The sequence below is a fragment of the Pseudomonas sp. LBUM1656 genome (genome assembly GCF_059716065.1).
This window is the reverse complement of record NZ_CP166800.1, coordinates 1,905,643-1,932,072: the sequence shown is the minus strand read 5'-3', so window position 1 is coordinate 1,932,072 and position 26,430 is coordinate 1,905,643. Positions and strand designations below refer to the sequence as shown.

The window sequence follows — 26,430 nt, the reverse complement described above, 5'->3', positions numbered from 1 at the left end:
TTAATTCCTGACCAGAAAGCCAACTTATCCCGGCTCTGGACGGTACCAAGGCACTCCACCCCCCCTCTCAATCGACTGCTCTTGAGCAGCCGAGCGGGAGTTTTTTTGCTTTTTGAAAGCCTTGGCGCAGCTCTTGCTAACAGCATTAAAGCTGACCGAATGGATGATTTATTACCGCTACAGAAAAAGGCGCCACACCAGAGCGTCGACCTTAGAAAAATAACGTGGAACCACTACTTTTTGGGAGCAACCGAATGAAACGTATGTGCACCAGCCTGATGCTCGCGGGATCGCTGCTTGCCGGGGGCCAGGCCATGGCCGGCGACTTGCTGCAATGGCAGAACAACAGCCTGACTTACTTGTATGGCAAGGACTTTCAGGTCAACCCGCGCATTCAGCAGACCGTGACTTTCGAACACGCCGATGGCTGGAAATACGGTGACAACTTCTTCTTCATCGACAAGATCTTCTACAACGGCAAGGAAGACGCCTTCGCCGGTGAGAACACTTACTACGGCGAGTTCAGCCCACGCTTGTCGTTCGGCAAGATCTTCGACCAGAAACTCGAATTCGGCCCGATCAAAGACGTGCTGCTGGCCATGACGTATGAGTTCGGTGAAGACGATACCGAGTCCTACCTGATCGGTCCTGGTTTCGACCTGGCAATTCCAGGGTTCGACTACTTCCAGCTGAACTTCTACAACCGTCACACCGAAGGCGACCGTCCGGGTGATGATATCTGGCAGATCACACCGGCATGGTCCTACACCATTCCCGTTGGCGATTCGAACATCCTGATCGACGGTTTCATGGACTGGGTGGTCGACAACGACGTCAACAAAAAGGGCGAATATCACGCCAACCTGCACTTCAATCCGCAGGTCAAATACGACCTGGGCAAGGCACTGAACCTGGGCGAAAAGCAGTTGTACGTCGGCGTCGAGTATGACTACTGGAAAAACAAGTACGGCATCGAGGACAGCCAGGGTTTCAAGACTGATCAGAGCGTGACCAGCTTCCTGGTCAAGGTTCACTTCTGATTCGGCGGCGTCTGTAAGGACGCCATCGCTAGCAGGCTAGCTCCCACAGTTGATCTGAGTGACACTGAAGATCCACTGTGGGAGCTAGCCTGCTAGCGATAGCAACACCGCCGATCTCAAGCGGAAACCACAGACTCCTCCAACCCAAGAAACCGGCACAACTCCTCGCGCTTGGCCAACGCATCCCGCCGCCCCAGATCAATCAATTCGCTGCAATACCCCGCCTCGAACAACAGATAACTCAGCACCCCCGCCCCACTCGTCTTGGTCGCCCCCGGCCCGCGCAGAAACAGGCGCAACGCCGCCGGCAATTCCTGCCGATGTCGCGCCGCAATCTCATCGATCGGCTGGCTCGGCGAAATCACCAACACCTCCACCGGCGCCACACCCAACGCACGGGTCGGCGTGCCATTGGGTAGCAAGTGACTGAACTGATTCAGACGCTGCAGTAACTCGATGTCACTTTCCAGGCTGTCAATGAACGTACTGTTGAGCATGTGCCCGCCGATCTGCGCCAGGGTCGGTTGCTGACCGGTGTAGGCGCGTTGCAGTGGCTGTTCCGGGTCAACGCCGCGCGGGTTGCCGCTGACACCCACCACCAGCACGCGGCTGGCGCCCAGGTGCAGGGCCGGGCTGATCGGTGCCGATTGGCGCACCGCGCCGTCGCCAAAATACTCTTCGCCGATTTTCACCGGCGCGAACAACAACGGAATCGCCGAGCTGGCCAGCAAGTGATCGACGGTCAATTGCGTGGGGACGCCAATCCGCCGATGGCGCAACCACGCATCGATGGTGCCGCCGCCCTGGTAGAACGTAACCGCCTGCCCGGACTCATAACCGAATGCCGTGACCGCCACCGCCTGTAACTGTTTCTGGGCGATAGACTCAGCGATGCCGTTCATGTGCAGTTTTTCGTCGAGCAAACCGCGCAGCGGCGAACTGTTGAGCAAGGCCACCGGCACCTGAGCACCGATGCCGAGCAAGCTGTGGCTGACGAAGCGGCTGGCCTGATGGATCACGCCCGGCCAGTCGCTGCGTAGAACCAAATGACTGCGAAAGCCTTGCCAGAAAGCGGTTAGACGTTCGATGGCGCCGCGAAAATCCATGGCCCCACTGGCGAGGCTGACCGCGTTGATCGCCCCGGCCGAGGTGCCGACGATCACCGGAAACGGATTGTCTGCGCCCACCGGCAACAACTCGGCAATCGCCGCCAGCACGCCCACCTGATACGCCGCCCGAGCCCCGCCGCCGGAAAGAATCAACCCTGTAACCGGTTCAGCAGAACTCATCGCAACACTCCATGGTGCTTAAAGGGATGGGTGACTCAGGCGCGTTTCTTGTACAACTTCGGCTCGCCCGGTGGACGGCTCTTGAAGCGACGATGGGCCCAGAGGTATTGCTCTGGACATTCGCGCAAGGCGCCTTCGACCCACTGATTGATGCGGATGCAATCGGCCTCTTCGGTCTCGCCGGGGAACCCTTCAAGCGGCGCATGGATCATCAACCGATAGCCGCTGCCGTCCGCCAGACGCTCCTGGGTGAAGGGCACCACCAGCGCCTTGCCCAGCCGCGCAAACTTGCTGGTGGCCGTGACCGTCGCCGCCTGAATGCCGAACAGCGGCACAAAAATGCTCTGCTTGGCGCCGTAGTCCTGATCCGGTGCGTACCAGATCGCCCGACCGGCCCGCAGCAGTTTGAGCATGCCGCGCACGTCGTCGCGTTCCACGGCCAGCGAATCGAGGTTGTGCCGTTCGCGGCCCTGGCGCTGGATGTAGTCGAACAACGGATTCTTGTGCTCGCGGTACATGCCGTCGATGGTGTGCTGCTGCCCCAACAGCGCCGCGCCGATTTCCAGCGTGGTGAAATGCACCGCCATCAGGATTACGCCCTTGCCTTCGCGCTGGGCCTTTTTCAGATGCTCCAGGCCTTCGACATGGGCCAGCTTCGCCAGACGCTCACGCGACCACCACCAGCTCATGGCCATTTCAAAGAAGGCGATGCCAGTGGAGGCGAAGTTTTCCTTGAGCAGGCGCTTGCGCTCGGCAGCGGTTTTTTCAGGGAAACACAGCTCAAGATTGCGCTTGGCAATGCGCCGTCGGTCGCCGGCCAGCCGATACATTAGTGCACCGAGCAGGCGACCGATAAACAGCAACGCCGGATATGGCAACTGAATAATCAGCCACAACAGCCCCAAGCCACACCACAGCGGCCAGAAACGCGGCATAAGAAATGTTTTTCGAAAACGCGGGCGATCCATTAAAGGTTCCGGAAAGACAATGGCCGCGCATTCTACATCGTTCGACCCGGCTTGCGGCTTGCGGGCGTTCTCGTTATAAGTCTCGGCACTTTTAGTGACAAGCCGTTGTATGCCGACCATGAGCCAAACCGAACCGCAAGACCAGGATCCCGTGTTCCAGTTGAAGGGCAGCATGCTCGCCATTACGGTGCTGGAGCTGGCGCGCAACGACCTCGAGAACCTTGATCGGCAACTGGCCGCCAAGGTCGCCCAGGCGCCTAACTTCTTCAGCAACGCGCCGTTGGTGCTGGCCCTGGACAAACTTCCGGCCAGTGAAGGCGCCGTTGATCTGCCGGGCCTGATGCGCGTGTGCCGCCAGCATGGCCTGCGCACCCTGGCGATCCGTGCCAGCCGCATCGAAGACATCGCCGCTGCCATCGCGGTCGATTTGCCGGTGCTGCCGCCGTCCGGTGCCCGTGAGCGTCCTCTTGATCCGCTCGAAGGCGTCGTCAAGAAAAAGCCGGAAAAACCGCCTGAACCGACCATCAAACCGACGAAAATCATCACGTCGCCCGTACGGGGTGGCCAGCAGATTTATGCCCAGGGCTGTGATCTGGTGGTGATCTCCTCGGTAAGCCCGGGTGCGGAACTTCTCGCCGATGGGAACATCCATGTATACGGTCCGATGCGCGGTCGCGTGTTGGCCGGGGTCAAAGGCGACACGAAAGCCAGGATTTTCTGTCAGCAGATGAGCGCTGAACTGGTCTCCATCGCCGGCCACTACAAAGTTTCCGAAGATCTGCGCCGTGACCCTTTGTGGGGTGCGGGCGTGCAAGTCAGCCTGTCAGGCGACGTGTTGAACATCATTCGGCTTTAACGGATACTGCCGCATTTTCCAAGCATCTCTAAAACGTAGCGAAAACGGCTCAAACGAAGTAGGAAAAAGGCCAAACGCAGTGTTTATCGCTGTTCTGGACCGGATTCCAGCCAAGGCTGTCCGACTGCAGTAGTTTTTCAAGAGATGTTTTTCAGGGGCTAAAAGTCCTTTTTCCTTAGGGGTGAAACACCTTGGCCAAGATTCTAGTGGTTACATCCGGCAAGGGTGGTGTGGGTAAGACCACCACCAGCGCCGCTATCGGTACCGGCCTCGCACTGCGCGGCCACAAAACAGTGATCGTCGACTTCGACGTCGGTTTGCGTAACCTCGACCTGATCATGGGTTGCGAGCGCCGCGTGGTGTATGACTTCGTCAACGTTGTGAACGGTGAAGCCAACCTGCAACAAGCACTGATCAAAGACAAACGCCTGGAAAACCTCTACGTCCTGGCCGCCAGTCAGACCCGCGACAAAGACGCGCTGACTGTGGAAGGCGTGGAAAAAGTCCTGATGGCGTTGAAAGAAGACTTCGAATACGTGGTCTGCGACTCCCCGGCCGGCATCGAGAAAGGCGCCCACCTGGCCATGTACTTCGCTGATGAAGCGATCATCGTGACCAACCCGGAAGTGTCCTCGGTACGTGACTCGGACCGCATGCTGGGCCTGCTGGCCAGCAAATCCCGTCGCGCCGAAAACGGCGAAGACCCGATCAAGGAACACCTGCTGCTGACCCGCTACAACCCGCAGCGTGTCAGTGATGGCGAAATGCTGGGCGTCGAAGACGTCAAGGAAATCCTGGCGGTCGCCCTGTTGGGTGTCATCCCGGAATCCCAGGCGGTACTCAAGGCTTCCAACTCGGGCGTGCCCGTGATTCTCGACGACCAGAGCGACGCCGGTCAGGCGTACAGCGATGCGGTCGATCGTCTGCTGGGCAAAACCGTGGAGCATCGTTTTCTCGATGTGACGAAGAAGGGCTTCTTCGAGCGCCTGTTTGGAGGTAGATAATGAATCTTTTTGACTTCTTTCGTGCCAGCAAAAAGGTCAGCACCGCGTCGGTAGCGAAAGAGCGTCTACAGATCATCGTGGCGCATGAACGCGGCCAGCGCAGTACGCCGGATTACTTGCCAGCCTTGCAAAAGGAACTGGTGGAAGTGATCCGCAAGTACGTCAATATCGGGTCCGACGACGTGCACGTCGCACTGGAAAACCAGGGCAGCTGCTCGATTCTGGAACTCAATATCACCCTGCCGGATCGCTAGTCGATCCAGCGGGAGCCACGGCGGCGCAGGCCCCTTCTGTCACTGGAAGGGGCCTGAGTCGCCGTTGGCGTTTGTTACGAGGCTGTTTTAATGCCGTTGTCCAACATCCGCATCATCCATCAGGACGCCGCCGTACTGGTGGTGGATAAACCGACCCTGCTGCTCTCAGTCCCTGGCCGGGCCGATGACAACAAGGACTGCCTGATCACCCGCCTGCAAGAAAACGGCTACCCGGAAGCGCGAATCGTCCATCGCCTGGATTGGGAAACGTCCGGCATCATTCTGTTGGCCCGTGACCCGGACACTCATCGCGAGTTGTCCCGGCAATTTCACGACCGTGAAACCGAAAAAGCCTACACCGCCCTGTGCTGGGGACAACCGGAACTGGACAGCGGCAGCATCGACCTGCCCTTGCGCTACGATCCGCCGACCAAGCCGCGCCACGTGGTGGACCACGAGTTCGGCAAACACGCCCTGACCTTCTGGCGAGTGCTGGAACGCTGTGGCGACTGGTGCCGCGTCGAACTGACGCCGATCACCGGCCGTTCCCACCAACTGCGCGTACACATGCTTTCCATCGGCCACCCGCTATTGGGTGACGGGCTCTATGCCCACGAACAAGCCCTGGCCGCCTGGCCACGCCTGTGCCTGCACGCCAGCATGCTCAGCTTCACCCATCCGCAATCCGGTGAACGCTTGCGCTTCGAATGCCCGGCACCGTTTTAAGCACTGCCTGACACGCAGTCGCCTGCTTTAGCAAAAGGATCCCCATCCCGATGAGTTTTACCGATTCCCTGGCAACACCCGTCAAGAAAACCCGTCACCAATTGCTGTACCTGATCTACGGCAACCAGGACGTTTACCGGCGCGAAGCCAAATTCAGTATTTTGACCGCGCTGTCCCATGCGAAGAACGGCAAGCTCCCGAGCATCAGAATCCTCACGGATCGTCCTCAGGACTACGCCGGCTGGCCGGTCGAAACGATCACGCTGACCCAGGAAACCCTGACCCTGTGGCAAGGCGAAAACGGCTATCACCATCGCCGCAAGGCCTGCGCGATGGCCGCCGGCCTCACGCTTGCGGAAAAAACCCTGTTCGTCGATACCGACACGCTGTTCACCAGCGATCCGAACCTGATCTTCAATCAGATCCAGCCTCAGCACTACTTGATGGATCGCTTCGAGTACGACTGGCAGGATGTGTGTGAACGCCCCGAATACGTGAAGCTCGGCGGTTGCCTGCACGCTCACGGCATCTCCGCGGACAACGGTTTCAAGCTGTACAACAGCGGATTGTGTGGCGTGACCGACCGCGACGCCGCGTTGTTCGAAGCGTCGATCAAACTCATCGATGAATGGACCCGCGACGGCTTCGATATCCACACCATCGAGCAGATCGCCCTGTCGTTCGCAATGCGCGACAAACCGGTGTATGAAGCGAAAAAATACATCTATCACTACTTTGCGGAAAAACGATTTTTCCATGCGATGCAGGCGTATTTCTTCTCTCAGCATGGCGAGCAGTTCAGCCAGCAGTTGGTCGAATTGTGCCGGGACGTGCCGCGGGTCAAACCCTTCCCTTCGGCCTGGCAGCGCTTGAAAATCAAATGGAAGCTGCGCAACCAGAGTGGCGCCCTGCGAAAGGTCGGCCGCGATCTGCTTTACGGCAGCGCAGCGCCCGATCACCCGTACTACACGGCCTGCCGCCACGAATGGTGGGAATGTGCCTCACGGGAGATCCTTCGTTGGGACCAGGCTCAACAGAAAAAGCTGCTGGAGACTCATCAGAACGGCTGGCCCCGGCAACTGCCCAAGCCTGAAAAGCCTGAAGATGAGCGGATCATCATGAAATACCTGAAAAAGCGGGTAGCGGCTGCCAGCTGACGTGACCGGTTCACGTCATGCCCAAAGGCCCCAGCCAATACGTTAAACTCCCGCCCACTGCTGTCTGGAGCTTCTTATGCGCGAAGAGTTGAACCAAGGCCTGATCGACTTCCTCAAGGCCTCCCCTACCCCGTTTCATGCCACTGCCAGCCTTGTTCAGCGTCTGGAAGCGGCGGGTTTTGTGCGCCTCGACGAGCGCGAGCCCTGGACTACCGAAGCCAACGGTCGTTACTACGTCACCCGTAACGACTCATCCATTGTTGCGGTCAAGATGGGTCGCCATTCGCCGTTGCATGGCGGTATTCGCCTGGTCGGTGCCCACACCGACAGCCCTTGCCTGCGGGTCAAGCCCCAGCCGGAACTGCAGCGCCAGGGTTTCTGGCAACTGGGCGTCGAAGTCTACGGCGGTGCGCTGCTGGCACCGTGGTTCGACCGCGACTTGTCCCTGGCCGGCCGCGTGACGTTCCGCCGCGACGGCAAGGTCGAGAGCCAGCTGATCGACTTCAAGGCGCCGATCGCCACCATCCCGAACCTGGCGATCCACCTCAATCGTGAAGCCAACATGGGCTGGGCCATCAACGCGCAGACCGAACTGCCGCCGATCCTCGCGCAATTTGCCGGCGACGAGCGCGTGGATTTCCGTGCAGTGCTCACCAATCAGCTGGCGCTCGAACATGGCTTGAATGCCGACGTGGTGCTCGATTACGAGCTGAGCTTCTACGACACCCAAAGCGCTGCGATCATCGGCCTGCATGGCGATTTCATCGCCGGCGCGCGCCTGGACAATCTGCTGTCGTGCTATGCCGGCCTGCAAGCCTTGCTGACCGCTGAAACCGACGAAACCTGCGTGCTGGTGTGCAACGACCACGAAGAAGTCGGTTCTTGCTCGGCCTGCGGCGCCGATGGCCCGATGCTTGAGCAAACCTTGCGTCGCCTGCTGCCAGAAGGTGACGAATTCGTGCGCACCATTCAGAAGTCCCTGCTGGTCTCGGCTGACAACGCTCACGGCGTGCACCCCAACTATGCGGAAAAGCACGACGCCAACCACGGCCCGAAACTCAACGCCGGCCCGGTGATCAAGGTCAACAGCAACCAGCGCTATGCCACCAACAGCGAAACCGCCGGGTTCTTCCGCCATCTGTGCATGGCCGAAGAAGTGCCGGTGCAAAGCTTCGTGGTGCGCAGCGACATGGGCTGCGGCTCGACCATCGGCCCGATCACCGCCAGCCACCTGGGCGTGCGCACCGTGGACATCGGCCTGCCGACATTCGCCATGCACTCGATCCGTGAACTGTGCGGCAGCCATGACCTGGCCCACCTGGTCAAAGTGCTGAGCGCGTTCTACGCCTGCCAGGAACTGCCGTAACCCTGGTCGCTGCGTAGGGGTTGTGTAGCAGCCCTGTCGGAGCTGTCGAGTGAAACGAGGCTGCGATCTTTTGTTGCTTTTAACAGATCAAAGTCAAAAGATCGCAGCCTCGTTTCACTCGACAGCTCCTACAAGGTTCTACACAACGCCCGCCAGCTCCTACACTTTAAATATCCCCTCCGACAAGGCAGTCGCCCATGATCTCGATGTCTGCATTCCACGCCATGCTGATCCCCATTCTTGCCGGGATGATCCTGCTGGCAATCGGCTTCAATTTTCGCGACAAAAACGCCGGCGTGTTCGCCATGTGGATCGGCATGCTGACGATCCTCGCCACCGTGGTGTTCAAGATCCTCGCCAAACTCAACGAATAAATCCTCCCCCTTGGCTCGCATTGATTTTGACGGGCTCGTACACTCGGCCGATCTGTTCATCCCAAGGTTGACCGCCTAGTGTTCGCTCGTCTTTTCGCCCTGCCGTGTTTCTTCCTTGTCTGCCTGATGACGCTGCTGCCGATGGCGCCTGCCCAGGCGGTCGGTTTGCCGGGGCTGCTCGGCAGTTCGGCAAAAACCCAGCCTGAGGCGCAGGAACCGCTGGGGCAGTCGCTGGATGAGGTCATCAAGTCGCTGGAGAACGATCAGCAGCGCAGCAAACTGCTGGCGGATCTGAAGAAGCTGCGCGACGTCACCAAAAAGGCCCAGCCGACCGCTGAACAAGGCGTGCTCGGCCTGATCGGCGGGACGCTGGCCACCTTCGAAAAGCAGTTCTCCGGGGCCGGCAGTCCGCTCACACGCTGGTCCGAGGAGTTTGATCTGGCCAAGGACGAGCTCGCGGCGCTGATGCTGCCAGCGAGCGAGTGGCTGCCGATCATTTTTGCCTTCGCGATGATTCTGATGGTCTGGAGCCTGTTGGCCGCGGCGCTGATCTGGATCGGTCACCGTGTGCGCATGCGTTTCGGCCTGACCGAAGAACTGCCGCAACACCCCAAGGCCCTCGACATGTTGCGCTTCGCCCTGCGCAAACTCGGGCCGTGGCTGATTGCCTTGGTCATCACGGTCTACATGAGCTACGCCCTGCCCTCGTCACTGGGCAAAAGCCTGGCCATGGTGCTGGCCTATGCGCTGGTGGTCGGCACCTGTTTCTCGGCGATCTGCGTGATCGCATTTTCCTTGCTCGACGGCCCACATCGCCACCGCGCCTTGTACATCCTGCGCCATCAAGCCTTTCGGCCGTTGTGGCTGATCGGCAGTTTCGCCGCGTTCGGTGAAGCGCTGAGCGATCCGCGCCTGGTCGCCAGCCTCGGCAGTCACCTGGCTCACACCGCCGCCACCGTCGCCAACGTGCTGGCGGCGCTGTCCACCGGGTTGTTCATCCTGCGCTTCCGCCGGCCGATCGCCCACCTGATCCGCAACCAGCCGTTGTCCCGACGCCTGACGCGCCGTGCGCTCAGCGACACCATCGATATTCTCGGCACCTTCTGGTACGTGCCGGCCCTGGTGTTGGTGGCCATCTCGCTGTTCGCCACGTTCGTCTCGGCCGGCGACACCAGCACCGCTCTGCGCCAGGCGCTGATCTGCACGGTGTTGCTGGTGTTGTGCATGGTCATCAACGGCCTGGTGCGGCGCCATTCGCTGAAACCGCAACGGGGTGTGAAGCGACATGCGCTGTATTCGGAACGCCTGAAAAGTTTCTTCTACACCCTCGCCCATCTCGTGGTCTGGCTGGTCTTCATCGAACTGGGCCTGCGAGTCTGGGGCATGTCGCTGATCGCCTTCACTGAAGGCGAAGGCCATGAAGTCAGCGTCAAACTGTTCAGCCTCGCCGGCACGCTGATTTTTGCCTGGCTGATCTGGATCCTCAGCGACACCGCAGTGCACCACGCCCTCACCCGCTCGCGCAAAGGCCTGGCCAACGCCCGTGCGCAGACGATGATGCCGCTGATCCGCAACGTGCTGTTCGTGGCGATTTTCATCATTGCGCTGATCGTCGCGCTGGCGAATATGGGCATGAACGTCACGCCACTGTTGGCCGGTGCCGGGGTGATCGGCCTGGCCATCGGTTTCGGTGCGCAGTCGCTGGTGGCGGACTTGATCACAGGCCTGTTCATCATCATCGAAGACTCCCTGGCCATCGACGACTACGTGGATGTCGGCGGCCACCTGGGCACCGTTGAAGGCCTGACCATCCGCACCGTTCGCCTGCGGGACATCGATGGCATCGTGCATACCATTCCGTTCAGCGAAATCAAAAGCATCAAGAACTACTCCCGGGAATTCGGCTACGCGATCTTCCGGGTGGCGGTGCCCGCCAGCATGGACATCGACGAGGCGATCAAACTGATGCGCGAAGTCGGCCAGAAAATGCGTACCGACCCGCTGCAACGGCGCAACATCTGGTCGCCGCTGGAGATCCAGGGTGTAGAGAGTTTCGAGTCGGGCAACGCGATTCTTCGGGCGCGGTTCAAGACTGCGCCGATCAAACAGTGGGAAGTTTCACGGGCGTTCAACTTGTCGCTGAAGCGACATCTGGATGAGGCAGGGATGGATCTGGCGACGCCGCGGATGAGTGTGCAGGTGATTACGGCCGGTGGTGGGCCGCAGAAGGATGTGTCCGCTACTTGATTGACAGGGTGGCTGTCAGGGCCCCTTCGCGGTTATACAGACAAACCACCCAGTCAGACCACATCCACCCCGACATGAATCGCATCATGCCGCCAAAACTCCAGATCACAATCGATCAACCGCTCATGCTGATCGTAATTGACCCGGGCAATCCGCAACCCCGGGCTCCCCACCGACACCCGTAACGCTGCCGCCGCATCTACCGACAACGCCGTCGGCACGATCTCGAAACGCACCCGGCCGTAGTGCAAGTCGTAATGCCGGGCGTACAGCTCGGTGATCGACTGATTCAGATCGAAATCGAGAATCCCCGGGAAATACTGCGGATTCAGGTAGTGCTCCACGTACAGCACCAACCGCTCATCAATGCGCCGCGCCCGGCAGATCTGGATCACGCTGGACAACGCCGGCAACTGCAACCACGCGCACACCGCGGCCGACGCCGGTTGCAACCGCGCCGAGATCACCTCGGTCGACGGCACCCGTCCCTGAGCGCTGACCATGGCGTGAAAGTGACTGCGCTGCATCAGGTTGTAAGCCAGACGCGGTGGCGACACGAACCAGCCACGGCGTTCCTCCCGATAGATCTGCCCTTGGGCTTCCAGTTGCAACAATGCTTCACGCACGGTAATGCGCGTGGTACCGAACAACTCACTGAGCTTGCGCTCCGCCGGCAGTTTGCTCCCGGGCGCCAACAGGCCATGGTCGAGCTGTTCTTGCAGAACCTGCCCGATGGCTGTCACCGCTTTGGTGGTCTCGATGCGCATCAACGTTACCTATCTGGACTAGACCAGCACTGTTTCGGGGCAGAACCGTGTTTCAAAACCGGCTCCTTCAACTCCCTGCAAGCCTAGGCACTGCTTGTGACTGACAGATGACAAAGCCGCCGAACGGTTGCGCCAGACACCTGCAAATTCACGGCCAAGTCCTTTTGTATCAGCCCTTTAGCCATGGTCTACGCTTACTCGCAAGCCTGAGCGTTACCGTTTGAAAAATGTAGGCCGACCGATCGTCGACATCAAAATGTCATCAGCGGCGCCTAAATTGGCTCAGGTATTGCTGACCTAGACCAACACAACCGCAATCGCAGCGTTGAAAACGCCCAAAGGAGCTTCGGATGAAAAAGCTTTTCCTGGCATCACTGTTAGGCTCGACCATTGCCATGTGCAGCGCCGCCATGGCCGCTGATGATTTGAAAACCCTGGAAGCCGCTGCGAAAGCGGAAGGCGCGGTCAATAGCGTCGGCATGCCCGATGACTGGGCCAACTGGAAAGGCACCTGGGAAGACCTGGCAAAGACGTATGGCCTGAAACACATCGACACCGACATGAGCTCGGCGCAGGAAATCGCCAAGTTTGCCGCCGAGAAAGACAACGCCAGCGCCGACATCGGCGACGTCGGCGCAGCGTTCGGCCCGATTGCGGTCAAACAAGGCGTGGTGCAACCCTACAAGCCAAGCACCTGGGACCAGGTCCCGGACTGGGCCAAAGACAAGGACGGCAACTGGGCGCTGGCGTACACCGGCACCATCGCGTTCATCATCAACAAGAAGCTGCTGCACGGCTCCGAAGCTCCGACCAAGTGGGCTGACCTGAAAACCGGCAAATACAAGGTTTCCATCGGTGACGTGAGCACCGCCGCCCAGGCCGCCAACGGTGTACTGGCCGCGGCACTGGCCAACGGTGGCGACGAGAAAAACCTGCAGCCAGCGCTGTTGCTGTTCGCAGACATCGCCAAACAGGGCCGCCTGTCCATGGCCAACCCGACCATCGCCACGATGGAAAAGGGTGAAATTGAAGTCGGCGTGGTCTGGGACTTCAACGGTCTGAGCTACAAAGCCAAGATGGCCAACCCGGATGACTACGTGGTGCTGATTCCATCCGATGGCTCGGTGATTTCCGGCTACACCACCATCATCAACAAATACGCGAAGAACCCGAACGCCGCCAAGCTGACCCGCGAATACATCTTCAGCGATGCCGGCCAGATCAACCTGGCGAAAGGCAACGCCCGTCCGATCCGTGCCGAGCACATCAAACTGCCGGCTGACGTCCAGGCCAAGCTGCTGCCGAACGAGCAGTACAAAAAGGTCACGCCGATCAAAGACGCGGATGCGTGGGAAAAGACTTCCAAGGCTTTGCCGCAGAAGTGGAACGAAGAAGTCCTCGTCGAAATGAAATAACCCTGCAAATCCCCACATTGGAGATCCACTGGAGATCCAATGTGGGAGCGAGCCTGCTCGCGATAGCGGACTTACATTCAGCACATATGTTGACTGACACGCCGCCATCGCGAGCAGGCTCGCTCCCACAGGGGGATTGGTTGCGTACCTGAATCATCTGTTTTGCGGAGTTCTGCCCCTATGAAGCACAACGTCATCCTTGTCGTGCTCGACGGCCTCAACTTTGAGGTCGCGCGCCACGCCATGGGGCACCTGCAGGCTTACGTCGGCGCAGGACGCGCGGCACTCTACAAACTGGAGTGCGAACTGCCGGCCCTGTCCCGACCGCTTTACGAATGCATCCTCACCGGCGTCCCGCCGATCGAGAGCGGCATCGTCCACAACAACGTCTCGCGCCTGTCCAACCAGCGCAGCATTTATCACTACGCCACGGATGCAGGGCTGACGACTGCCGCCGCGGCCTATCACTGGGTCAGCGAGTTGTATAACCGCTCGCCGTTCGTGGCCGCCCGGGATCGTCACACCGACGACCCGAAACTGCCGATCCAGCACGGGCACTTCTACTGGAGCGATCACTACCCGGATGCGCACCTGTTCGCCGACGCCGAAAACCTGCGCCTGCGCCACGCGCCGAACTTCTTATTGATCCACCCCATGAACATCGACGACGCCGGGCACAAGCACGGCCTCGACACCCCGCAATACCGCAACAGCGCCCGCTCGGCAGACATCATCCTCGCCGACTACCTGCACACCTGGCTCGACGCCGGTTATCAGGTGTTGGTGACCGCCGACCACGGCATGAACAACGACCGCTCCCACAACGGCCTGCTGCCGGAAGAACGCGAAGTGCCGCTGTTTGTCCTCGGTGATGCTTTCAGCTTCAACCCCGGCGCGGCGCCAAAACAGACGGAAATCTGCGGCACTGTCTGCGAACTGCTGGGCGTGGCCCACGACAAACCTGTCTGCCGGGAGCTGCTCAAGTGAACTCCATGACCCGTGGCAAGTGGCTGGCAGCGTTGTGCCTGGTGCCTTTCGCCTTGTTCTTTATCGTGTTCGAGATCGCCCCGCTGGTGTGGGTGATGATCAACAGCCTGCAATCGGAAGAGTTCGGCTGGGGCGTGGCCAACTTCACCAGGATCTTCAATTCGAAGTTTTACTTGCAGGCGATCCAGTACAGCCTCGAGATCAGTTTCTGGTCCAGCGTATTCGGCATCATTATCGCGGTGCTCGGCGCCTATTCCCTGCGCCGGGTCGACTCGAAGTTGCGTAACTTCGTGAATGCTTTCGCCAACATGACCAGCAACTTCGCCGGCGTACCGTTGGCCTTCGCGTTCATCATCCTGCTGGGCTTCAACGGCAGCTTCACCATCATGCTCAAACAGGCAGGGATCATTCAGGACTTCAACCTGTACTCGAAAACCGGGCTGATCATTCTCTACACCTACTTCCAGATTCCATTGGGCGTGCTGCTGCTCTACCCGGCTTTCGATGCCCTGCGCGAAGACTGGCGTGAGTCCGCCGAACTGCTCGGCGCCAACGGCTGGCAGTTCTGGCGGCACATCGGTCTGCCGGTGCTGACCCCTGCGTTGTTGGGCACTTTCGTGATCCTGCTGGCCAACGCCCTGGGCGCCTACGCCACGGTCTACGCGCTGACCACCGGCAACTTCAACGTGCTGCCGATCCGCATCGCGGCAATGGTCTCCGGCGACATTTCCCTTGATCCGAACCTGGCCAGCGCCCTGGCCGTGGTGCTCGTGGCGTTGATGACCCTGGTGACCATCGTGCATCAGCTGCTGCTGAAGAGGAGCTACCATGTCTCGCGCTGAACTGGGCCCCGTCGGTGTTTATCACCGCGTCGTGGTGTATGTGCTGTTCGCCATTCTGTTGCTGCCGCTGGCCGGGACGCTAATCTACTCGATCTCCAGCAGTTGGTCGGCGACGATTCTGCCCAGCGGTTTTACCTTCAAGTGGTACATCCAGCTGTGGAGCGATCCGCGTTTCCTGCATGCCTTCGGGCAGTCGCTGCTGGTCTGCGTCGGCGCGTTGATTCTGTCGGTGGTGCTGATTCTGCCGCTGCTGTTCGTGGTGCATTACCACTTCCCCAGACTTGATGCGCTGATGAACATCCTGATCCTGCTGCCCTTCGCGGTGCCACCGGTAGTGTCTTCGGTGGGGCTGTTGCAGCTCTACGGTTCCGGGCCGTTTGCGATGGTCGGGACGCCGTGGATTCTGATTGGCTGCTACTTCACCATCGCGCTGCCGTTCATGTACCGGGCGATCACCAACAACCTGCAAGCGATCAACCTGCGCGACCTGATGGACGCCGCGCAATTGCTCGGCGCCAGCACCTGGCAAGCGGCCTTCCTCGTGGTGTTGCCGAACCTGCGCAAGGGCTTGATGGTGGCGTTGCTGCTGTCGTTCTCGTTCCTGTTCGGTGAATTCGTGTTCGCCAACATCCTCGTTGGCACCCGCTACGAAACACTGCAGGTCTACCTCAACAACATGCGTAACAGCAGCGGCCACTTCACCAGTGCGCTGGTGATCTCCTACTTCTTCTTTGTGCTGGTTCTGACCTGGGCGGCCAATATCTTGAACAAGGACAAAAGCGAATGAGCTATGTCAGCGTCCAACACCTGCAAAAAAGCTATGCCGGCACCGCGGTATTCAGCGACATCAACTGCGAAATCCAGAAGGGCGAGTTCGTCACCCTGCTCGGCCCGTCCGGTTGCGGTAAATCCACGCTGTTGCGTTGCATCGCCGGCCTGACATCGGTGGATGGCGGCAAGATTCTGCTCGATGGTGTCGACATCGTGCCGTTGAGCCCGCAGAAACGCGGGATCGGCATGGTCTTCCAGAGCTACGCACTGTTTCCGAACATGACCGTGGAGCAGAACGTCGCCTTCGGTTTGCGCATGCAGAAGGTCAACGCCGACGACAGCCAGAAGCGCGTCGCCGAAGTGCTGGGACTGGTGGAGCTGAAGGACTTCGCCGCGCGATATCCGCACCAACTGTCGGGCGGCCAGTGCCAGCGCGTGGCCCTCGCCCGCTCATTGGTGACGCGGCCACGGCTGTTGTTGCTGGATGAACCGCTGTCGGCCCTCGATGCGCGGATTCGCAAGCACCTGCGCGAACAGATCCGTCAGATCCAGCGCGAACTGGGCCTGACCACGATCTTCGTCACACACGATCAGGAAGAAGCGCTGACCATGTCTGACCGGATTTTCCTGATGAATCAGGGAAAGATCGTACAGAGCGGCGACGCCGAAACCCTCTACACCGCGCCAGTGGATGTGTTTGCCGCAGGTTTTATCGGCAACTACAACCTGCTGGACGCCGACAGCGCCTCGAAACTGATGCAACGGCCGATCAACCATCGCATTGCCATTCGCCCGGAAGCCATCGAACTGAGCCTCAATGGCGAGCTCGACGCACAAATCCGCAGCCACAGCTTGCTGGGCAACGTGATTCGTTATCGGGTCGAAGCCCGGGGCGTGGAATTGGTGGTGGATGTGCTGAACCGCTCGGCGGCCGATCTGCATCCCGATGGTCAGCGCCTGGCACTTTCCATCGATCCGACGGCCCTGTGTGAGGTAGCCTGATGCCTTTGTTGATGTCGAAGAGAGAACTGCACTGATGGCCCTGGCAATTTTTGATCTGGACGAAACCCTGATCCACGGCGACTGCGCCACCCTCTGGAGCGAGCAAATGGGCCGCCTGGGCTGGGTCGATCCCGAGTCGTTCATGCGCAAGAACAACGAACTGATGGACGCTTATAGCCACGGCAAGTTGCGGATGGAAGAGTACATGGAGTTCAGCCTGGAGCCGATGATCGGGCGCACGCCGGAAGAGGTCGACCATCTCGTCGGGCCTTGGGTAGAAGACTATATCGAGCCAATCATTTTCAGTGACGCCACCAAAGCGATTGCAGCCCACCGCAAGGCCGGTGACCGGATCCTGGTGATCTCGGCGTCGGGCACGCACCTGGTCAGGCCGATTGCCGATCGTCTGGGGATCGACGAGATTCTCGGTATCGAACTGGAAGTCGCGCACGGGGTATATAGCGGCCACACCGTTGGAACGCTGACGTACCGCGAAGGCAAGATCGTTCGGTTGCTGGAATGGCTGGATGCGGAAGAGGAAAACCTGGAAGGCGCAAGTTTCTATTCCGACTCGCGCAACGATTTACCGCTGCTGTTGAAGGTGGATTTCCCACACGTGGTAAACCCGGATCCGGTACTGCTTGAGCATGCCGAAAAGGCCGGCTGGCCGATCCACCTCTGGAAGTAACACAACACCCATGTGGGAGCGGGCTTGCTCGCGAAGGCGGCGTATCAGTCAACGAATATGTTGAATGCAAGTCCGCTTTCGCGAGCAAGCACGCTCCCACAAGGACGGTGTTTAGCCTGGGATCAAACCAGGCTTTCGTCGATTATCAGCACCAACTTCCCCGCCACCTTGTTACTCGCCAACTCCGCAAACGCCGCTTCCGCATCCTTGATCGCAAAGGTCTTCGCCAACTGCGGACTCAACCGCCCTTCGGCAAACAGCGGCCACACATGCTGGCTCAAATCACTGAACAAATCCGCCTTGAACTGCTCATCGCGACTGCGCAAGGTCGATCCCAGCAATTGCACGCGTTTGGCCAGCACTTGCGCGAGATCCAGCTTCGCTTCACGACCGCCCATCAAACCGATCAGCACCCAACGGCCATCCTGTGCCAGCATTTTCAGGTTCAGCGCGGCATAGTTGCCGCCGACCGGGTCGAGAATCACATCGAACGGCCCCAGATCACGCAAACTCTCCAGGTCGCCCGTGCGCACCACCCCACCCTGCGCACCCAGTGCTTCGCAATACGCCAGACGCTCGGCGGAACCGACGCTGACCCAGCACGGGTTGCCAAAGGCCTTGCACAGCTGAATGGCAGCTGAACCGATTCCACTTGCTCCGGCGTGCAGGAGAACTTTCTCACCCGGTTTGAGCGCAGCGAGTTGAAACAAATTCAGCCAAACGGTCGCGTACACTTCTGGCAATGCCGCCGCCTCGGCCAGGGACAAACCTTCGGGAACCGGCAGCACATGCCGTCCGTCGACAACCACCTCCTCGGCCATCCCGCCCCCGGCCAGCAAGGCGCAGACCCGATCGCCAACCTGCCAGGACGAGCCCGCTCCGACCTCGCTGATGACCCCCGAACACTCAAGACCCAGTACCTGACTGGCTCCCGGCGGTGGCGGATAAAGCCCTGCTTTCTGTAACAAATCGGCGCGATTGAGGCCCGCTGCCGCCACTCGAATCCGAACTTGTCCTACATCGCATGTAGGACCGGGCTCTTCAACCCACTCCACTTGACCTTCCACGCCTTGCAATGCTTTCACAGTGCCTCCATAGTGAGTCTGGACTGAGCCCGTAGCTGTAGCGCCGGGCTTTCTTGCATTATGCGACCGGCCCCTGTGGAACCGGCGACTTCAAAGACGGCCTAATATGCGTGATCAATTGTCCCCGCGTCGAATCAGCATGAAGCATTTTTTACCCAGCACCGCCCTAGCCCTATTCATTGGTATCGGCCTGTTGCCGATGTCGAGCAGCACATTCGCAGCCAATAGCTGGGACAAGCTTCAGCCTGATCGTGACGAAGTGATCGCCAGCCTGAACGTCGTCGAATTGCTCAAGCGCCATCACTACAGCAAGCCGCCGCTCGATGACGCGCGCTCCGTGATTATCTATGACAGCTACCTCAAGCTGCTGGATCCGTCGCGCAGCTACTTCATGGCCAGCGACATTGCCGAATTCGACAAGTGGAAAACCCAGTTCGACGACTTCCTCAAAAGCGGCGACCTGAACGCCGGGTTCACCATCTACAAGCGCTACCTGGACCGCGTCAAAGCGCGTCTGGACTTTGCCCTTGCCGAGCTGAACAAAGGCGTCGACAAAATCGACTTCACCACCAAGGAAACCTTGCTGGTCGATCGCAAGGACGCCCCTTGGCTCAAGTCCACCGCGGAACTCGACGACCTGTGGCGCAAACGCGTCAAGGACGAAGTCTTGCGACAGAAGATCGCGGGCAAGGACTCCAAGCAGATTCAGGAAACCTTGACCAAGCGCTACAAGAACCAATTGGCGCGTCTGGACCAGACCCGTGCGGAAGACATCTTCCAGGCGTACATCAACACCTTCGCCATGTCCTACGACCCGCACACCAACTATCTGTCGCCGGATAACGCGGAGAACTTCGACATCAACATGAGCCTGTCCCTCGAGGGCATCGGCGCCGTGTTGCAGAGCGATAACGACCAGGTAAAAATCGTGCGTCTGGTGCCTGCCGGCCCGGCCGACAAGACCAAACAGGTTGCACCGGCGGACAAGATCATCGGCGTTGCCCAAGGCAACAAAGAGATGGTCGACGTGGTCGGCTGGCGCCTGGACGAAGTGGTCAAGCTGATCCGTGGCCCGAAAGGCACCGTGGTGCGCCTGGAAGTGATTCCGGCCAACAATGCGCCAAACGACCAGACCAGCAAGATCGTGCCGATCACCCGTGAAGCGGTGAAGCTTGAAGACCAGGCCGTGAAGAAGTCGGTCCTCAACCTGAAACAGGATGGCAAGGACTACAAGCTCGGCGTCATCGAGATCCCGGCCTTCTACCTCGACTTCAAGGCGTTCCGTGCGGGCGATCCGGATTACAAGAGCACCACGCGCGACGTCAAGAAACTGCTGACCGAGTTGCAGAAAGAAAAAGTCGACGGCGTCGTCATCGACCTTCGCAACAACGGCGGCGGCTCCTTGCAGGAAGCCACCGAGCTGACCAGCCTGTTCATCGACAAAGGTCCGACCGTGCTGGTGCGTAATGCCGACGGCCGGGTCGATGTGCTGGAAGATGAAAACCCGGGTGCATTCTACAAAGGCCCGATGGCGTTGCTGGTCAACCGCTTGTCCGCCTCGGCTTCGGAGATTTTTGCCGGCGCCATGCAGGACTACCACCGCGCGCTGATCATCGGCGGCCAGACCTTCGGCAAAGGTACGGTGCAGACCATTCAGCCGCTGAACCATGGCGAACTGAAACTGACCCTGGCCAAGTTCTACCGGGTCTCCGGCCAGAGCACCCAGCATCAGGGCGTACTGCCTGACATCGATTACCCGTCGATCATCGACACCAAGGAAATCGGCGAAAGCGCCCTGCCGGAAGCCATGCCGTGGGACACCATCCGCGCGGCCATCAAGCCGGCGGTCGACCCGTTCAAACCGTACATCACGCAGCTCAAGTCCGAGCATGACGTGCGCTCGGCCAAGGACGCAGAGTTCGTGTTCATCCGCGACAAACTGGCCTTGGCGCAGAAGCTGATGGCGGAAAAAACCGTCAGCCTCAATGAAGCTGATCGTCGTGCGCAACACGCCGATATCGAATCCAAGCAACTGGTCATGGAAAACCTCCGTCGCAAGGCCAAGGGCGAAGAGCCGCTCAAAGAGCTGAAGAAAGAAGACGAAGACGCGATTGCGGCCGAGCCAGACAAGACCAAGCCAGAAGATGATGCCTATTTGAGCGAGACCGGGCGGATTCTGCTGGACTACTTGAAACTCAACACCGCAGTAGCCAAGCATTAAGATGATGGCAAATTAATGCTGACGCTCTCCGGAGCGTCATCATACAGTCATCATTCTGTCGTGAAATAAAGGACTGGGACCGCCTCTTGAACAGAGAGCTGCTCCCAGTCCTTTTTTTATCGCCAGAGATTGCCATGACCACGACAGAACAGCTGAGTGCCTTGAGTTCAATACTGACTCAAAGCGGTTTGCACAGCCTGTTCCAGCCGATCATTTCCCTCTCCGAGCGACGCATTGTCGGCTACGAAGCCCTGACCCGCGGCCCCTCGAACAGCCCGCTGCACTCCCCCATCGCGTTGTTTGCCGTTGCCCGTCAAGCCGGTCGCTTGAACGAGCTGGAGATTGCCTGCCGTGAAAGCGCTTGCCGACGTTTCAACGAACAGCAACTGCCCGGCAAACTGTTCCTTAACGTCTCTCCGGAATCGCTGCTGGAAGCCGCCCACCAACCGGGGCGCACCCTGCAATTGCTGCAGGACTTCGGCATACCGCCGAGCCAGGTGGTGATCGAACTCACCGAACAGACCCCGACCGACGATTTCCAGTTACTGCAAAACGCCCTGCATCACTACCGAGCGATGGGGTTTTCCATTGCGCTGGATGATCTGGGCGCGGGTTACTCGAGTTTGCGGTTGTGGTCCGAGCTGCGTCCGGACTACGTGAAGATCGACCGGCATTTCATCGATGGCATTCATCAGGACGCCCTCAAGCGTGAGTTCGTCGGCTCGATCCTGCAAATCGCCAAGGCCTCGCGGGCGAAGGTGATTGCCGAAGGTATCGAGCTACCGGAAGAGCTCGCGGTGTTGACCGAGATGGGCGTCGATCTGGTGCAAGGCTATCTGCTGTGTCGGCCTCAAGAGCATCCTCCGCGCGATGCGCGATCCTTGATGCCCAAACAAGACAGCACCGCCGTGGCGCTGAATGACGAAGGCAGCGACCTCAGCGCCTTGCTCAACGACCAACCGGCCGTGCACCGGGATACACCGACAGCCACGGTGCTGGAAGCCTTTCGCCGCCAGGCCAACCTGAACTCACTGGCGGTACTCGACGAGCAAGGCCATCCTTGCGGCATCGTCCATCGGCATTCGCTCTCGGACGCACTGCTAAAGCCCTTTGCGACCGACCTGTTTGCCCGCAAGCCCATCAGCCGCTTGATGAACGACGACTTCCTCGCCGTGGAGATGAGCCAGTCGCTGCAACAGGTCAGCCGCTTGATCACCAGTCGTGCGCGGCAGCGCATTGAAGAAGATTTCATCATCACCCTCAACGGCGGTTATCTGGGATTGGGCCGGGTAATCGATGTGCTCAAGCTGATTACCGAACTGAAAATCCAGCAAGCCCGCTACGCCAACCCGCTGACCCTGTTGCCGGGCAACGTGCCCATCCAGCAATGCCTGACGCGGCTGTTGCAACAGGAACGGGAATCGGTGATCTGCTACGTCGACATCGACAGTTTCAAACCCTTCAACGACATCTACGGCTACGGCCGTGGGGACGAAGTCCTGCTGTGCCTGGCGCAATGTCTTAACGATCGCGTCGACCCGTCCCGCGACTTCGTCGGCCATATCGGCGGTGATGATTTCCTGCTGGTGCTCGGCCCGGAAGACTGGCGCAAACGTTTGAATCAGCTGCTGGACGACTTCCAGAGCCAGTGCCGACGCTTCTACCGCAGCGAACACCTGGAAGCCGGCTGCTTTATCGCGCCGAATCGCCAGGGCGTGCGCCAGGAGTTTCCATTGCTGTCATTGTCGATTGGCGTGGTGCATTTGCATCCACAGGCCTGTGGACAACTCGATGCGAGCCAGTTGGCGGAGATGGCTTCGCAGGCCAAGCATCACGCGAAGAATGTGCCGGGGTATAGCGTGCATGTGATTGATAGTCTGGTGGTGCCGGTGCAGAACGAGGAATTGCTCATAGGGCAGCGGTGATTGAACGGACGCCTTCGCGGTGTAGAAACGGATACATCCTTTACAAACGACACAAAACCCTGTGGGAGCGGGCTTGCCCGGGTAGAAACCGGAGACATCCTTTACGTTTTAAACCGGAGACATCGTTTACAGGTATGAAATACGGTCAGGAGGTGCCTGACCATGCCCTGGAATCGAGAGTCCCCAATGGATCAGAGAGTGAAACTCGTAGGCGACTGGATGTCCGGCGCCTACTCCAAATGTGAGCTGGCACGGCATTACGGTGTCAGCCGGCCCACTTTGGACAAGTGGTTGGCTCGCTATGCTGAATGTGGCATCGACGGGCTCAAAGAGCTGTCCAGACGTCCGCACCACAGCCCCCATCAAATCAGTGAGCATGTCCTTGAGTTGTTGATCGCTTATAAGCGCGAGCATCCGAGTTGGGGGCCTGAGAAGTTGGTTCACAATCTAAAAAAAGCGCACGCAGAGCTGTCTTGGCCGGCGCTGAGCACCGCTGGCGAATGGCTCAAGCGTGCAGGTCTGGTGCAAAAGCGACGATTCCTTAATCGCCCACCGACGGGCCCTATTCCGTTACGCGAAGCCACGGAGCCCAATCAAACATGGGCGGCGGATTTCAAAGGCGACTTCGCCCTGCAATCAGGTCAGCGCTGCTTTCCCTTGACGATCTCCGATCATGTCAGCCGATTCCTGTTGCTTTGTCGGGCGCAAAGCAGTGTGGCTGGGGCGCGTGAAGGATTTGACTGGGCCTTTCGAGAGTATGGGTTGCCCAATGTCATTCGCACGGATAACGGCTCACCCTTTGCCTCGACCGGCGTGTCGCGCATCTCCAGTTTGGCGGCCTGGTTCATACGCTTGGGCATCTATCCTGAGCGTATCCAGCCCGGACGTCCTGACCAGAATGGCCGCCATGAACGAATGCACCGAACCCTCAAGGCTGCGCTGCTTAAGACACCTGAACATAACTTGGTACAGCAGCAGTTGGCGTTTGAACGGATTCGCCACGAATACAACTACGAGCGCCCTCACAAGGCACTGGCAATGAAGGTTCCAGCGGATGTTTACGTGCCATCCAGCCGCCTCTACGACGGACATGTGCCGGAGGTGAATTACCCTTCACAGTTGCTGGTCAGGAAAGTCCGGCAAAACGGCTCAATGAAGTGGAAAGGCAGAATGGTATTTGTCAGCGAATCGCTGGTGGGTGAGGCACTGGGGCTGAAGGAGGTGGAAGATGAAGTCTGGGAAGTGTATTTGTGCGATTACCTTTTAGGTCGTTTGAAAAGCGGTGAAAACCGCCTTTCAAACTCACAAAAACGTAAAGGATGTCCCCGGTCTCGATTGTAAAGGATGTATCCGTTTCTACACCGCGAAGAGGCCAGACCAGACAACCAAAATCTCTGAATTCAATCCGCTGCTGACTGCGCGCCCAACCGCCGCCCAACCACATCCAGCACATCCAGCACATCACAGCCATCGCGCAACGGAATTGCACAGAGCAACGCGAAGTCGCTGAGAATCATGGAATCGCACTCAATCGAACCGCGCATGGAGAGGTTCTCCAGCACTTGGGTAACCGCCCGGATTCGGTAGCGGGCAGCGTCGGTCAAAATATCTAGCGGTGCGTGGGTGTCGACGAACAGAGTTGGCATGTCGCTGCAATTACTGGTCAGCGCCATGAAGCGGTTTTCGGGATGAGGAATTGGCGGGGTGTATGGCGGATCCGGAGTTAGTGTTTTCATAAATTTAATTCCTAACGTATGGATTGGAACCGCCAGTAATCACTTCCACGCGATAGGTGGCGGCTGAACGCGGGTGTGGAAGACCGAGACGTTAGGCACTCGGCGCACTCGAAAGCGCCCCGCGCACAGCCACCATAAAACACAGACGAAAAAACGCCGAACTGGTGGCGCTTGACGCGCCTAACGATAGAAGGGCTTCCACGCCCTGTCACTGAATTTGCAGTGACCGCCAAAAGACTATCGATGAGACACGTCACGCACCAGTTCATGAAAGCCGCCACAACTCGAAGGAAATCTCCGATGGGTTTACACGGCTTTAAACGCGCAGCACTTTGCGGGTGATCAACGAAGAAAGAAGTCAGCAACGGACGATGTTGGCGTAGGGCAATTCTCTAAAGCCCCCGCCACTAATAATCGAAACGCCAAAAACGCAAACGTGGCGGAGGTTTCCCTCACGCCACGTTCATTTGTCGAACAGCTTTGTATCTATTTCGCTGAATCGCGAGACGCCAGCTCTTTCAGTTTCATCTCAGCCAACGGATGCCCCGCCTTCGCCGCCATGTCCCAGAATCTCGCCGCTTCAGCTGGATCCGGCGCCTTGCTCGGCGTCCCCGCCAAACTGATCACCCCCACCTGATACGCCGCTTTGCCATCCCCCGCCAACGCCGCCAGGCGCAGCAATCGAACGCCTTCCTCACGCGCCCCAAGGCCGACGCCGCGGAAAGTCAGGATGTGGCCATAGAAGCTTTGCGCGCCGACGTCACCCAGGTTGGCCATGCGCGCGAACTGGCCTTCGAGCCAGCTCCAGCCACGGGGTTGGCGCACGAACCACGACCAGTGAAACAACCGGCGGGCCAGCCAGTAACCGGCCCGTGCCTTGAGTTTCAAAAACACTCAGGCCTCCGCCGATTCCGGGTACTCGTATTCGAACACCCGCACCACTTCCGAGGCGTGCCACGAAGCGGCAGCCACACCGTCGGACGGCCCGGAGAAACGCCCCAGACGCTCGACGCATTCGAAAAAACCGGTGCGAGGCAGGCGGCTGGCGCCCTGGCTGATCACCAGGGAACTGCGCAGCGGCTGCTCGGCCTTGGCGTCCAGCGCAGCCAGATGTTCCAACGCAGCGGTGAGGGTTTGCATGGCCGGCGTGGGCAACTGCAAACGCTCCAGCAAGGCTCGATAAGTCAGCAGATGGCGCTGGCGGCGGGCCTGATCCAGCTCACCGAGCAACCCGTCCCAATGTTGACGACTGATGCGTACGCTCACGATTCATCCCTCCACCCTGGCACCGTCAGTTCCCAGGCCAGGCTGCGGCGAATCGCAGCGTCGGGTAGACGCTCGCCACTTTCGATCAGGGCCAGATAAGACGGGCTGATGCCTACCGTGCGGGCCAGCGCCTCAATGGCGATGCCCTTCCCTTCGCGCAAACTGCGTAGTTGATCCAGCCCCGGAAGAATCTGGTCTGGTGCTGTTGCTTGACGCACCGGCTTATCGGGTGCCGGTTGTTCGTTGATGCCTGCTGCTTTCAGTAGAGCCTGATACTGAGCCCACGGCAAAACCGCATATTCGGGCTCGCCTTCGCGTGTGATTATCTGAATATCCATGACTTCCCCGTAGGACAACGACACTTAGCGAGTCGGCACTTTTCCCTAGAAGTGTAATCCTAACAGCGGCCACGGTCGCGGGGGGCATGAATATAAGGACGATCCT

General features: G+C 59.1%; 26 protein-coding genes. 18 read left to right on the top strand and 8 right to left on the bottom strand.

Translation table 11 applies throughout. The annotated features are described in order from the left end of the window. The first annotated feature begins 254 nt into the window (after window positions 1-254). Window positions 255-1,040 carry an outer membrane protein OmpK gene (locus ACA072_RS08635; protein WP_497623977.1) on the top strand — a complete coding sequence of 262 codons (786 nt, stop codon included), beginning with the start codon at window positions 255-257 and terminating at the stop codon, window positions 1,038-1,040. 116 nt (window positions 1,041-1,156) lie between these two features. Here the strand turns inward: ACA072_RS08635 and ACA072_RS08630 are convergent, their stop codons facing one another. Next, on the bottom strand, window positions 1,157-2,329 hold the full coding sequence (locus tag ACA072_RS08630; RefSeq protein WP_497623976.1) for a patatin-like phospholipase family protein: 1,173 nt from the start codon (window positions 2,327-2,329) through the stop codon (window positions 1,157-1,159). 35 nt (window positions 2,330-2,364) lie between these two features. After that, on the bottom strand, window positions 2,365-3,297 hold the full coding sequence (locus ACA072_RS08625; protein WP_497623975.1) for a lipid A biosynthesis lauroyl acyltransferase: 933 nt from the start codon (window positions 3,295-3,297) through the stop codon (window positions 2,365-2,367). A gap of 118 nt (window positions 3,298-3,415) precedes the next feature. On the opposite strand from ACA072_RS08625, the gene minC reads away from it, so the two are divergent. From minC to ACA072_RS08585, 8 genes are all read left to right on the top strand, one after another. Further along, a complete protein-coding gene (gene minC, locus ACA072_RS08620; protein ID WP_438660726.1) occupies window positions 3,416-4,153 on the top strand; it encodes a septum site-determining protein MinC in 738 nt (245 codons plus the stop codon). A 191-nt stretch (window positions 4,154-4,344) separates the two neighbouring features. Then, on the top strand, window positions 4,345-5,157 hold the full coding sequence (minD, locus tag ACA072_RS08615; protein WP_219095579.1) for a septum site-determining protein MinD: 813 nt from the start codon (window positions 4,345-4,347) through the stop codon (window positions 5,155-5,157). Next, on the top strand, window positions 5,157-5,411 hold the full coding sequence (gene minE / locus ACA072_RS08610) for a cell division topological specificity factor MinE (RefSeq protein WP_007898843.1): 255 nt from the start codon (window positions 5,157-5,159) through the stop codon (window positions 5,409-5,411). Before minD ends, minE begins: the two co-directional genes overlap by 1 nt. Before the next feature lie 90 nt (window positions 5,412-5,501). Further along, a complete protein-coding gene (locus ACA072_RS08605) occupies window positions 5,502-6,137 on the top strand; it encodes an RluA family pseudouridine synthase (RefSeq protein ID WP_028941050.1) in 636 nt (211 codons plus the stop codon). A gap of 50 nt (window positions 6,138-6,187) precedes the next feature. Continuing rightward, complete coding sequence (locus tag ACA072_RS08600; protein ID WP_497623974.1) at window positions 6,188-7,294, top strand: hypothetical protein; 1,107 nt, start codon at window positions 6,188-6,190, stop codon at window positions 7,292-7,294. Between the two features lie 76 nt (window positions 7,295-7,370). Next, on the top strand, window positions 7,371-8,660 hold the full coding sequence (locus tag ACA072_RS08595) for a M18 family aminopeptidase (RefSeq protein ID WP_497316603.1): 1,290 nt from the start codon (window positions 7,371-7,373) through the stop codon (window positions 8,658-8,660). 197 nt (window positions 8,661-8,857) lie between these two features. After that, on the top strand, window positions 8,858-9,034 hold the full coding sequence (locus tag ACA072_RS08590) for a hypothetical protein (protein ID WP_165557498.1): 177 nt from the start codon (window positions 8,858-8,860) through the stop codon (window positions 9,032-9,034). A gap of 78 nt (window positions 9,035-9,112) precedes the next feature. Then, the gene (locus ACA072_RS08585) at window positions 9,113-11,281 is read left to right on the top strand and encodes a mechanosensitive ion channel family protein (protein WP_497623973.1); all 2,169 of its coding nucleotides are present in this window, start codon (window positions 9,113-9,115) and stop codon (window positions 11,279-11,281) included. A 53-nt stretch (window positions 11,282-11,334) separates the two neighbouring features. Here the strand turns inward: ACA072_RS08585 and ACA072_RS08580 are convergent, their stop codons facing one another. Beyond that, on the bottom strand, window positions 11,335-12,048 hold the full coding sequence (locus ACA072_RS08580) for a UTRA domain-containing protein (RefSeq protein ID WP_010456716.1): 714 nt from the start codon (window positions 12,046-12,048) through the stop codon (window positions 11,335-11,337). A 350-nt stretch (window positions 12,049-12,398) separates the two neighbouring features. Here ACA072_RS08580 and ACA072_RS08575 point away from each other — a divergent pair, with 350 nt between their 5' ends. From ACA072_RS08575 to ACA072_RS08550, 6 genes are all read left to right on the top strand, one after another. Next, a complete protein-coding gene (locus ACA072_RS08575) occupies window positions 12,399-13,463 on the top strand; it encodes an ABC transporter substrate-binding protein (protein WP_497623971.1) in 1,065 nt (354 codons plus the stop codon). A 180-nt stretch (window positions 13,464-13,643) separates the two neighbouring features. After that, on the top strand, window positions 13,644-14,450 hold the full coding sequence (locus ACA072_RS08570) for an alkaline phosphatase family protein (protein WP_497623970.1): 807 nt from the start codon (window positions 13,644-13,646) through the stop codon (window positions 14,448-14,450). Between the two features lie 5 nt (window positions 14,451-14,455). Next, window positions 14,456-15,292: an ABC transporter permease gene (locus ACA072_RS08565; protein WP_497624958.1), complete on the top strand. Its 837-nt coding sequence runs from the start codon at window positions 14,456-14,458 to the stop codon at window positions 15,290-15,292. Continuing rightward, a complete protein-coding gene (locus tag ACA072_RS08560; protein ID WP_497623969.1) occupies window positions 15,279-16,079 on the top strand; it encodes an ABC transporter permease in 801 nt (266 codons plus the stop codon). The genes ACA072_RS08565 and ACA072_RS08560 overlap by 14 nt, the downstream gene beginning before the upstream one ends. Beyond that, entirely contained in the window at window positions 16,076-17,065 is a 990-nt protein-coding gene (locus tag ACA072_RS08555) for an ABC transporter ATP-binding protein (RefSeq protein WP_497623968.1), read from the top strand. The genes ACA072_RS08560 and ACA072_RS08555 overlap by 4 nt, the downstream gene beginning before the upstream one ends. A gap of 34 nt (window positions 17,066-17,099) precedes the next feature. After that, the gene (locus ACA072_RS08550) at window positions 17,100-17,753 is read left to right on the top strand and encodes an HAD family hydrolase (protein WP_497623967.1); all 654 of its coding nucleotides are present in this window, start codon (window positions 17,100-17,102) and stop codon (window positions 17,751-17,753) included. Between the two features lie 122 nt (window positions 17,754-17,875). Here ACA072_RS08550 and ACA072_RS08545 read toward each other — a convergent pair whose 3' ends face one another. Beyond that, window positions 17,876-18,838 (bottom strand): zinc-binding dehydrogenase, encoded by a 963-nt coding sequence (locus ACA072_RS08545; protein WP_497623966.1) that lies wholly within the window; start codon window positions 18,836-18,838, stop codon window positions 17,876-17,878. Window positions 18,839-18,977: 139 nt separating this feature from the next. Here ACA072_RS08545 and ACA072_RS08540 point away from each other — a divergent pair, with 139 nt between their 5' ends. The 3 genes from ACA072_RS08540 to ACA072_RS08530 all read left to right on the top strand — a co-directional run bounded on the left by ACA072_RS08540 (window position 18,978) and on the right by ACA072_RS08530 (window position 24,325). Continuing rightward, the gene (locus ACA072_RS08540; protein WP_497623965.1) at window positions 18,978-21,059 is read left to right on the top strand and encodes a carboxy terminal-processing peptidase; all 2,082 of its coding nucleotides are present in this window, start codon (window positions 18,978-18,980) and stop codon (window positions 21,057-21,059) included. 134 nt (window positions 21,060-21,193) lie between these two features. Next, window positions 21,194-22,984: a bifunctional diguanylate cyclase/phosphodiesterase gene (locus ACA072_RS08535; protein WP_497623964.1), complete on the top strand. Its 1,791-nt coding sequence runs from the start codon at window positions 21,194-21,196 to the stop codon at window positions 22,982-22,984. Between the two features lie 162 nt (window positions 22,985-23,146). After that, on the top strand, window positions 23,147-24,325 hold the full coding sequence (locus tag ACA072_RS08530; RefSeq protein ID WP_497623963.1) for an integrase core domain-containing protein: 1,179 nt from the start codon (window positions 23,147-23,149) through the stop codon (window positions 24,323-24,325). Between the two features lie 59 nt (window positions 24,326-24,384). Here ACA072_RS08530 and ACA072_RS08525 read toward each other — a convergent pair whose 3' ends face one another. From ACA072_RS08525 to ACA072_RS08510, 4 genes are all read right to left on the bottom strand, one after another. Then, window positions 24,385-24,720: a hypothetical protein gene (locus ACA072_RS08525; protein ID WP_497623962.1), complete on the bottom strand. Its 336-nt coding sequence runs from the start codon at window positions 24,718-24,720 to the stop codon at window positions 24,385-24,387. Between the two features lie 486 nt (window positions 24,721-25,206). Further along, on the bottom strand, window positions 25,207-25,614 hold the full coding sequence (locus ACA072_RS08520) for an SEL1-like repeat protein (protein ID WP_497623961.1): 408 nt from the start codon (window positions 25,612-25,614) through the stop codon (window positions 25,207-25,209). Next, the gene (locus tag ACA072_RS08515; RefSeq protein ID WP_003223109.1) at window positions 25,615-25,986 is read right to left on the bottom strand and encodes a hypothetical protein; all 372 of its coding nucleotides are present in this window, start codon (window positions 25,984-25,986) and stop codon (window positions 25,615-25,617) included. It abuts the gene before it with no gap. Beyond that, a complete protein-coding gene (locus ACA072_RS08510) occupies window positions 25,983-26,324 on the bottom strand; it encodes a helix-turn-helix domain-containing protein (RefSeq protein WP_497623960.1) in 342 nt (113 codons plus the stop codon). The genes ACA072_RS08515 and ACA072_RS08510 overlap by 4 nt, the downstream gene beginning before the upstream one ends. Window positions 26,325-26,430: the final 106 nt, after the last annotated feature.

Excerpts from the sequence above, each read along its gene's own strand:
- ACA072_RS08635 (WP_497623977.1), top strand. The coding sequence starts at position 255 with ATGAAACGTATGTGCACCAGCCTGATGCTCGCGGGATCGCTGCTTGCC.
- ACA072_RS08630 (WP_497623976.1), bottom strand. The coding sequence starts at position 2,329 with ATGAGTTCTGCTGAACCGGTTACAGGGTTGATTCTTTCCGGCGGCGGG.
- ACA072_RS08625 (WP_497623975.1), bottom strand. The coding sequence starts at position 3,297 with ATGGATCGCCCGCGTTTTCGAAAAACATTTCTTATGCCGCGTTTCTGG.
- minC (WP_438660726.1), top strand. The coding sequence starts at position 3,416 with ATGAGCCAAACCGAACCGCAAGACCAGGATCCCGTGTTCCAGTTGAAG.
- minE (WP_007898843.1), top strand. The coding sequence starts at position 5,157 with ATGAATCTTTTTGACTTCTTTCGTGCCAGCAAAAAGGTCAGCACCGCG.
- ACA072_RS08605 (WP_028941050.1), top strand. The coding sequence starts at position 5,502 with ATGCCGTTGTCCAACATCCGCATCATCCATCAGGACGCCGCCGTACTG.
- ACA072_RS08600 (WP_497623974.1), top strand. The coding sequence starts at position 6,188 with ATGAGTTTTACCGATTCCCTGGCAACACCCGTCAAGAAAACCCGTCAC.
- ACA072_RS08595 (WP_497316603.1), top strand. The coding sequence starts at position 7,371 with ATGCGCGAAGAGTTGAACCAAGGCCTGATCGACTTCCTCAAGGCCTCC.
- ACA072_RS08590 (WP_165557498.1), top strand. The coding sequence starts at position 8,858 with ATGATCTCGATGTCTGCATTCCACGCCATGCTGATCCCCATTCTTGCC.
- ACA072_RS08580 (WP_010456716.1), bottom strand. The coding sequence starts at position 12,048 with ATGCGCATCGAGACCACCAAAGCGGTGACAGCCATCGGGCAGGTTCTG.
- ACA072_RS08575 (WP_497623971.1), top strand. The coding sequence starts at position 12,399 with ATGAAAAAGCTTTTCCTGGCATCACTGTTAGGCTCGACCATTGCCATG.
- ACA072_RS08570 (WP_497623970.1), top strand. The coding sequence starts at position 13,644 with ATGAAGCACAACGTCATCCTTGTCGTGCTCGACGGCCTCAACTTTGAG.
- ACA072_RS08565 (WP_497624958.1), top strand. The coding sequence starts at position 14,456 with ATGACCCGTGGCAAGTGGCTGGCAGCGTTGTGCCTGGTGCCTTTCGCC.
- ACA072_RS08560 (WP_497623969.1), top strand. The coding sequence starts at position 15,279 with ATGTCTCGCGCTGAACTGGGCCCCGTCGGTGTTTATCACCGCGTCGTG.
- ACA072_RS08555 (WP_497623968.1), top strand. The coding sequence starts at position 16,076 with ATGAGCTATGTCAGCGTCCAACACCTGCAAAAAAGCTATGCCGGCACC.
- ACA072_RS08550 (WP_497623967.1), top strand. The coding sequence starts at position 17,100 with ATGGCCCTGGCAATTTTTGATCTGGACGAAACCCTGATCCACGGCGAC.
- ACA072_RS08540 (WP_497623965.1), top strand. The coding sequence starts at position 18,978 with ATGAAGCATTTTTTACCCAGCACCGCCCTAGCCCTATTCATTGGTATC.
- ACA072_RS08535 (WP_497623964.1), top strand. The coding sequence starts at position 21,194 with ATGACCACGACAGAACAGCTGAGTGCCTTGAGTTCAATACTGACTCAA.
- ACA072_RS08530 (WP_497623963.1), top strand. The coding sequence starts at position 23,147 with ATGCCCTGGAATCGAGAGTCCCCAATGGATCAGAGAGTGAAACTCGTA.
- ACA072_RS08525 (WP_497623962.1), bottom strand. The coding sequence starts at position 24,720 with ATGAAAACACTAACTCCGGATCCGCCATACACCCCGCCAATTCCTCAT.
- ACA072_RS08510 (WP_497623960.1), bottom strand. The coding sequence starts at position 26,324 with ATGGATATTCAGATAATCACACGCGAAGGCGAGCCCGAATATGCGGTT.